Here is a 7,602-nt window from a genome sequence, read left to right as displayed (position 1 = left end):
CCCATAAGCCCCCATGGGTGACAGATATTAGCAATATTGTTAAATGACGAAGGCAGCTTCATGCCTACAACAATACGGCCTAGTTAGTTCATGTTACCCAGGCCAAGAAGGCGCATCCGGTAGTGACAATGGCCTTTGATCAAGGCCCGCCCTGACACTTTTTTACGACACATCTTGCTCAAAAATGTCCAACAGCCTCGCGCTAAAAGCGCTTTATTGGCCACTTCAGAGCAGATCATGATTAGAGTTTGCTTCCGACGTCGTCACGAAAATAATCCTCTGATGCAACTAGGCCAAATGTGCTGTTCGGCTCGTTAGCCTCTATCCCAACCTCCTCACTGAATAAATTTTGTATACGTCGCTCCTGTTTTAGGTACGCAACTGTGCCAAAAAAGCAACTCTCACAGAGATGTAGTTCGTAGCGCTCGCCATCGTGCTTAGCCCCGTATCCCCAATGAGCTTGGAGCGTCGCAAATTCAAGCCCAACATTCGCTACCCGAGTGGAGCATAGGCATACATCGCACATCACATCGGTGACGAAATCGATTTCCACCTTTTCAATAATTTTCATTTTGATTCTCCTACATTATTCAATCATCTATCTCCCAGGCCCAATAATCTGAAGAATTGAATGATCCGGTTACACCATTGGCTGCCACTAGATCATGATGGAACCCCAATGAGGGTGGTAGTCGCTATTTCGTACAGCACCCGGTTAGGCCTAACAGGATTCACTAAGCCTTTCATCGCCGCCTATTACGCTGAACGCTTCCGCTATCAGAATACGCTCAGAAACGGCTTGCGAATGAATGAAAATAATGACACTTTCCCTTGAAACACTAAGAAATAGTAGGGAATGGTAACGTATGGCAATTTACCAATATGAGCTCAGCAATGCTTCATTTCGTAAGCAACAACGGGTTTTTTCATCACCAAGCATCGGTCGACCGACTGCTTTCTTGAGCCATAGTCACAAAGATAACCAGCAAGCATTAGGCCTTCAGCAAATGCTCATTGAACAAGGGTGGGATATCTACATCGATTGGCAAGACCAAAAGATGCCGGAACGCCCTGATGCAGAAACCGCAAGGCGAATCAAGAATGCCATTGTGCATGCCAATTGGTTCCTTTTCCTGGCTACTGAGAACTCCATGTCATCACGATGGTGCCCTTGGGAGATTGGTTACGCTGATGGAAAGAAGAATCTCAATAACATCGTCATCGTTCCTACCGTCGACTCATCAGGTCGTCATCATGGCAATGAATATTTACAGCTTTATTCCCGTATCGACACCACACCAAACGGAGCATTAGCCCTATACGACCTTCAAGGGCACAGTCGTTGGCTGAGAAATATCTGATTATGCCTTACAAAAACCTGACGGGAAGCTCAGAATGAAACGTGATCAGTTACGGCTCGTTGACACCCTTTCAAAAGAGCTAGAAGAAGGAAATCTGGCTATTTTTGCGGGTGCAGGCTTTTCAAGAGCAGCAGGTTATGTCGACTGGAAGTCATTGCTCAAGCCAATAGCTGATGAGCTTGATTTAGACGTCGATAAAGAATGGGATCTAGTTACGTTGGCGCAATACCACACAAACGTCAATGCGACCAACCGAGCAAAACTCAATCAGCTACTGGTGACTGAGTTCTCAATGACGGCGGAGCCCACTGAAAACCACGCGATTCTGGCAAGGCTGCCTATTCCGACCTACTGGACAACCAATTATGATCGTTTGATCGAAACGGCGCTTGAAAAAAACGAAAAGATAGCTGACATCAAACATACCAATAAGCAATTGGCAACGACACGGCCGAAACGTGATGCAATTGTTTATAAGATGCATGGTGACATCGAGCATGCCGCTGACGCGGTGTTGACTCGCGATGACTATGAGCGTTACCACGTCAATATGCAGCCGTTCATTACAGCTTTAAGCGGTGACTTGGTTTCTAAAACCTTCCTCTTTCTCGGCTTCAGCTTCACCGACCCTAATCTAGAATATATTCTTAGCCGCGTCAGGATTCAGTTTACTCGAGATCAACGACAGCACTACTGCATCCTGAGAAGAGCTAGCAAGGGAGAGAATGAAGACCTTGCTGACTTCGAGTATCGCCAACGTAAGGAAGAGCTTTTCACAGGAGAGCTGCTCCGTGTAGGGATCAAAGCCGTTTATGTTGATGAGTTTTCTGAAATTACTGACATTCTGCGTGCCATCGAGCATCGCCACAAAAGAAATACAATCTTTATCTCTGGTGCTGCTCATGACTATAACCCGTGGTGCAAGGCTGAATCAGAGCAATTCGTTTATCATCTGAGCAGGGCCATTTGCAAAGAACAGTACCGAGTGATCTCAGGGTTTGGCCTCGGTATAGGTAGCGCAATCATCACTGGCGTGCTTGAACAAACTGTTATGAATGGTGGCCGTCTCGACAACGACCAGTTAATTCTTAGGCCCTTTCCACAAAGCAAGACTGGGGAAAGGCCTCTGAAGGAACTGTGGACAGAATATCGACGCAATATGCTCGCTCATGCAGGCGTTGCTATTTTTATGTTTGGCAATAAGCTGGAAAATGGCGAGTTAATCCTTTCTGACGGAATGCGTGAAGAATTCGATATCGCTGTAGCGAAAGGCGTTTTTGTAATTCCTGTAGGTATTACAGGCTCGATGTCGAAATTACTGTGGAATGAGGTTATGAAGTCTTATCAAGAATCTCAGCACGAGAATGGTAAAAAGATTACACCCTTGTTGGGTGAACTAGGCGATAAATCTACATCACTTGAACGCGCTCAAGAAGTCATCCTCCTCCTCTTACGGCTCATCTAAGGCGTCCCCATGGCTAGAAAGGTTTTCTTTAGTTTCCAGTACGACGACGTTCTGAGAGCGATGAATGTCCGTAACAGTAACGTGATCAATGCCAACCCTAAAGTTGGATTCATCGACAAAGCAGAGTTCGAGAAGTTAGAGCGCACAGGTGATAGCACGGTAAAAGCATGGATAGATGCCCAGCTTATCGGTACGACTGTGACAGTCGTACTTATAGGTGCCAATACTGATAAAAGTAAATGGGTAAAATACGAAATAGAGAAAAGTATCAAACGGGGCAACGGATTGTTGACTATAGATATTAGTAAAATCCCAGATTTCAATAAACAAACAAGTGACTTCTGCGGCATGAAGATCCAAGGATACAAGCACTACCGCTGGAATACAGATAATGGTCGTGAAAACCTTGGAGTATGGGTTGAAGAAGCCGCCAAGGCTGCTGGAAAACCTTGAGCGATATTTAAGCGACCACACCTTTGAGCTAATTAACGAAGATGAATTCTGATGCCCCGCCTGAAATCATACAGGCTACCAGGGGACCTATTCACCAAGCGATCCTGCGTTTGAACCCTTGTTTTAGCGGAAAAATGTCACGTGCTAACTGCTCGAATTATCCTGAATCGGATCAGGTGTCTTTGCCATCCATCAGAATAAGCTGAAGTACCACTGGCTTAGTTGCTGCCAATTGGGTTAGTGGCACACATATCGCCAATCGTTTTTAGTTTCATTGCATAACGGATTGTTGTAAGCCATTGCTTACAAACGCTGTGGTCAATCGCTTACATAAAAATGGCTTGATAAAGGCTAGGGTGAAAGTGTGACGCCCAGGATCGCCGCTTTAGCACGTCGAATGCGTCACAACAGGGATGTGATTATTGGTAGTGAAAAGAGGTAGGAGTGCCAGGGATGGCAGCTCTTTTCTAGGTTTTGGCCACTGCTAGCTCTTCCCAGCGTGTGGTGTAGCGTGGTGTACGGTGCTCGCAACGCAATTCCCAAGCATTCTGTTTGCGAGGCATGCCAATCCGGACGGTATTTTTTCCGTGTTCGCGATTGAGCTTATCGAGCGTGGCCATCAATTTTTCATTACGAGCACGTTTCTCGTCACTGATCGGTTCGGCGAGCAGCCCTAGTTGTTCATTGTCGTGATCGCACAAATCAATGAGCATAATCCCGCATTTTTGGTACCAGATGTCTTTTTTAAAAATTCTTTCTAGCCCTGCCATGGCAGCTTTGATGAGCTCGCGGCTATCATCGGTGGGGTGAGGTAGCGGTATTACTAACCGTTTACTGTAGCTCGGCAGATCTTGCCGAAAGCGATTGGTGTGAACAAACACCATCAATGCCTGCGCCAAGCCGTTTTGTCGTCGTAGCTTTTCACCAGCACGTGATGCGTGCACGCGTAGGGCTTCGTGCAGATCGGTTTTGTTCGTCGTGAGCCGGCCGAAGGAGCGGGACACCATGATCTGTTTTTTTGGTTGGCTCATGTCGTCGAGTGATATGCAGTTTTCGCCCCTCAACTCATAAACCAGACGTTCCATGACCACACTGAAATGGCGCCGCAAATGCTTAGAGCTGGCGGTGCGCAGCTGCCAAGCATTCTCTATGCCTAGAGTATGAAGCCGCGCTGCACTGCGACCTGCTACCCCCCATATCTCATTAACGGGTAGCTGCTCCAGGAATTCCCGGGTGTCGCTGCTGTTAGGGTCCATCATGGCCACGCCATTGAAAACACTTTCTTTTTTAGCGCGGTGATTGGCAATTTTTGCAAGCGTTTTGCTAGTGCTTAAGCCAACGCTAACCGGAATACCTGTATCTCGCTTAACTTGCTGTCGCATTAATTGGCATCGTTCTTCTAATGTGTCTGGTTCAAAGCCCTCAAACGATAGAAATGACTCATCAATGCTATATACATCCACGTGAGGCGTATGCTGTGAGAGAACATCAGTAACGCGGCTGCTCATATCACCGTAAAGCGCATAATTTGAGCTGAGCAATGTGCATTGTCGACGAATATGCGGATCAATCTGATGGGCAGGCATTCCCATTGCCACACCTAAGTTTTTGATTTCTTGCGAACGCGCGACCACGCAGCCGTCGTTATTCGACAAAACGCCGACAGCTTGGCCTTCCAACCTGGGAGCAAAGACTCGTTCGCAGGAGACATAGAAATTATTGCAGTCGACCAAGGCAATCATACGGTGAAACCGGGTGCTAGCGGTTGGATGCTATGGGTGGCCACACCCCAATTGTGACAATCATGCCCAGTGAGAGGGATGGGCTTAAACTCTGGGTTAGAGGCCACCAAATACGGCCGACTGCCCATGATGCTTAGCTTTTTACACGTCAGCTCGCCGTCCACGCTCATGATCACGATATGGCCTGGCTGAGGATTGATAGACCGGTCGACAATTAACAACGCATTATCTTTAATGCCATCGCCTTCCATGGAGGTGCCTTTGGCTCGCAGAAAGAACGTTGCACTAGGGTGCTTAATCAAATGGGCAATAAGATCTAATTCGACCTCGACATAATCGTCTGCGGGACTCGGGAAACCAGCGCGGACTTCGCCACCCGCTAAAGGCAGCCTTAGCGGTCGAGCCATGGTGTCGACGCGTCCAAGAATGGTGAAATGCATACTCATGCCATGCTCCCCATCGCTCGCCATGTGCCTGGTAGATGCACCTCAATGTTTTCAAGCGGTGCGAGTAGCGCGTCTTGTTCAGTCCCCCAAACCGCCAACAACTGCGTACCTTCCTCTCTCAAATCATCCCGTTGAAGAGGAAATCCTCCAACGATAACTGGAAGAGTACGGGGACTACTGAATGGCCGTTGCATAGACCGTGGGTAAGTTTTCTTGCTCATAAGCGCCTCCCTATATAGCTGTTAATATATGGCTATGTTGTCATCTTCTGTTGATGTGCTTTAAATATACTGTATAAAATACTGTATGTGTAGCCTTCGTGTGGAGAGCGCCATGAAGCAAGCAGACTTCAAAATCCTTGAGAGGACACTTTCCAGCCTTCCTGTTGAGCGCAAGAAATACATAGCGGAACGACTTCTTGGGCAAATCAGCTCACAGGCAGACACTCTGATTGATACCTTAAGCCATCACTTTCCATGCCCACATTGTGGCGGCGAGCACGCTGTTAAGTGGGGACGCAGCGGTGGCCTACAGCGGTATCGATGCCGGAATCCCGAGTGTCACAAAACATTCAACGCCCTTACAGGCAAGCCCTTAGCCAAGCTGCAACATCGAGATAAATGGTTCGACTACCTGCGCTGCATGCGAGACAGCTTGACGTTGCGCGCCTCAGCGGCCCGAGTGGGTATTGATTTGAAGACGGCTTTCCGATGGCGTCATCGTTTCCTGAAAACGAGTGCTCAAGACAATGCCAACCCACTATCCGGCATCATTGAGGTAGACGAAACCTTCTTCCTGGAGTCCTGCAAAGGAAAGCGTCAGATTACTCACCGCAAACCTCGCAAGCGTGGGGGACAAGGCAATGTTAAGAAAAAAGAACAAAAAATTCAGGTGCTTATTGCGCGAGACCGTAATGGAAAGGTCAGTGATTTGGTTGATCCGGCGCTCCAAAAATCGACTGTTCATGAGTTTCTGGCGCCGATCATCGATCGCGACTCGATTTTATGCTCTGACGGACACAGCTGGTATAAAACCTTCTCTCGCGACTACGGCATTGCCCATCATCGACTCATCGTATTCGATAATCAGCGAGTGATCGGCAAGGAATACCACATTCAGAACGTGAACAGCTATATGAGCCGCTTGAAGGGGTGGATGGGGCGCTTTCATGGGGTGGGGACAGCGTACTTACCTAATTACTTGGCATGGCGACGGTTATTTGAAACCACAAGGCCAGCCGAGGAAGCGTGGCTTCGTGCGGCGATAGGCGCTGACCAACAGCAGATGCCAACATAGCCTAATATATACAGTATTAAGGGCTGACAATAAGCGATCAGCCTAGTGAATCGCAAGCACTCTTCTTCATTCGTTGGTCTTATCGTGTTGGCAAGCCCACCTTATTTTGACAGTGGTTAGATGAGGGCACCGCGATTTTGGTGCGTAGGCTGACTTGGGTGGCCAATTCTCGTCTATCCTGCAGCTATGTGCGGACGATTTGCTTTATTCACCCCGATACCTGAGCTGACCAAAAAGGTCGGTGCGGTTATGTCTGAGCGCGACATTCGACCGCGCTACAATGTGGCGCCGGGTACCTGGATCGCGAGCATACGGCAGGCGTCTGAGGACTCTGCTCCCACGCTTGAAGAGGTGTGGTGGGGATTTCGCCCATCGTGGGCCAAAGGGAAAGGCACGCAACCCATAAATGCGCGAGTTGAAACCGTTGCGACTAATAACTTTTTCAAATCGGCATTTGCTAAACACCGGTGCCTCGTACTCGCTGACGGATGGTACGAATGGATCAAGAACACGCCCCCTAAGCAGCCTCATTATCTGTGCCGAAGGGATCGAGAGCCCCTATACTTCGCCGCTATCTACGCAGAACGGGATGATGGAGGTCTAGGATGTGCCATTCTCACCGAGCCAGCTCGAGGCAGTGCTGCCGATGTGCATGACAGGATGCCGTTAATTTTGGACGACGACAGTCTTGAACACTGGCTTGCTACTGACCTGACGGATAAAGAGACAATCCGCAGCATGGTGCGGCATATCGATGCGGGACTAGTTGAACATTGGCCGGTTAGCACGGCTGTTAACAAACCTTCCGAGGGACAAGGTGATGAGCTGATCAATCCTCT

At 48.4% G+C, this 7,602-nt stretch carries 8 protein-coding genes; 5 read left to right on the top strand and 3 right to left on the bottom strand.

Annotated features, from left to right (window positions below; all coding sequences use genetic code 11):
• Positions 1 to 241: 241 nt before the first annotated feature.
• Positions 242 to 571 carry a hypothetical protein gene (locus ACT3RQ_RS17495; protein WP_427046904.1) on the bottom strand — a complete coding sequence of 110 codons (330 nt, stop codon included), beginning with the start codon at positions 569 to 571 and terminating at the stop codon, positions 242 to 244.
• Between the two features lie 295 nt (positions 572 to 866).
• Between ACT3RQ_RS17495 and ACT3RQ_RS17490 the strand changes: the two genes are divergently transcribed.
• From ACT3RQ_RS17490 to ACT3RQ_RS17480, 3 genes are read left to right on the top strand one after another with little or no spacing between them, the layout of a single operon-like run.
• Positions 867 to 1,361 (top strand): toll/interleukin-1 receptor domain-containing protein, encoded by a 495-nt coding sequence (locus ACT3RQ_RS17490; RefSeq protein WP_096277120.1) that lies wholly within the window; start codon positions 867 to 869, stop codon positions 1,359 to 1,361.
• A 34-nt stretch (positions 1,362 to 1,395) separates the two neighbouring features.
• Entirely contained in the window at positions 1,396 to 2,826 is a 1,431-nt protein-coding gene (locus ACT3RQ_RS17485; RefSeq protein ID WP_192526915.1) for an SIR2 family protein, read from the top strand.
• Positions 2,827 to 2,835: 9 nt separating this feature from the next.
• Entirely contained in the window at positions 2,836 to 3,279 is a 444-nt protein-coding gene (locus ACT3RQ_RS17480; protein ID WP_096277114.1) for a TIR domain-containing protein, read from the top strand.
• A 467-nt stretch (positions 3,280 to 3,746) separates the two neighbouring features.
• On the opposite strand, the gene ACT3RQ_RS17475 is transcribed toward ACT3RQ_RS17480, so the two are convergent.
• Positions 3,747 to 5,021: a Y-family DNA polymerase gene (locus tag ACT3RQ_RS17475; protein ID WP_096277112.1), complete on the bottom strand. Its 1,275-nt coding sequence runs from the start codon at positions 5,019 to 5,021 to the stop codon at positions 3,747 to 3,749.
• Positions 5,018 to 5,467: a LexA family protein gene (locus tag ACT3RQ_RS17470; protein WP_225734540.1), complete on the bottom strand. Its 450-nt coding sequence runs from the start codon at positions 5,465 to 5,467 to the stop codon at positions 5,018 to 5,020. The genes ACT3RQ_RS17475 and ACT3RQ_RS17470 overlap by 4 nt, the downstream gene beginning before the upstream one ends.
• A gap of 333 nt (positions 5,468 to 5,800) precedes the next feature.
• Between ACT3RQ_RS17470 and ACT3RQ_RS17465 the strand changes: the two genes are divergently transcribed.
• A complete protein-coding gene (locus ACT3RQ_RS17465; protein WP_427028022.1) occupies positions 5,801 to 6,763 on the top strand; it encodes an IS1595 family transposase in 963 nt (320 codons plus the stop codon).
• A 186-nt stretch (positions 6,764 to 6,949) separates the two neighbouring features.
• A partial coding sequence (locus tag ACT3RQ_RS17460; protein WP_096277108.1) for an SOS response-associated peptidase occupies positions 6,950 to 7,602 on the top strand: 653 nt, incomplete at its 3' end.

Origin of the sequence: Halomonas sp. AOP43-D1-4 (assembly GCF_052446175.1) — a bacterium.
In the GTDB taxonomy this organism is placed as follows: Bacteria; Pseudomonadota; Gammaproteobacteria; order Pseudomonadales; family Halomonadaceae; genus Vreelandella; species Vreelandella citrativorans.
This window is presented reverse-complemented; position numbering and strand designations above follow the sequence as displayed.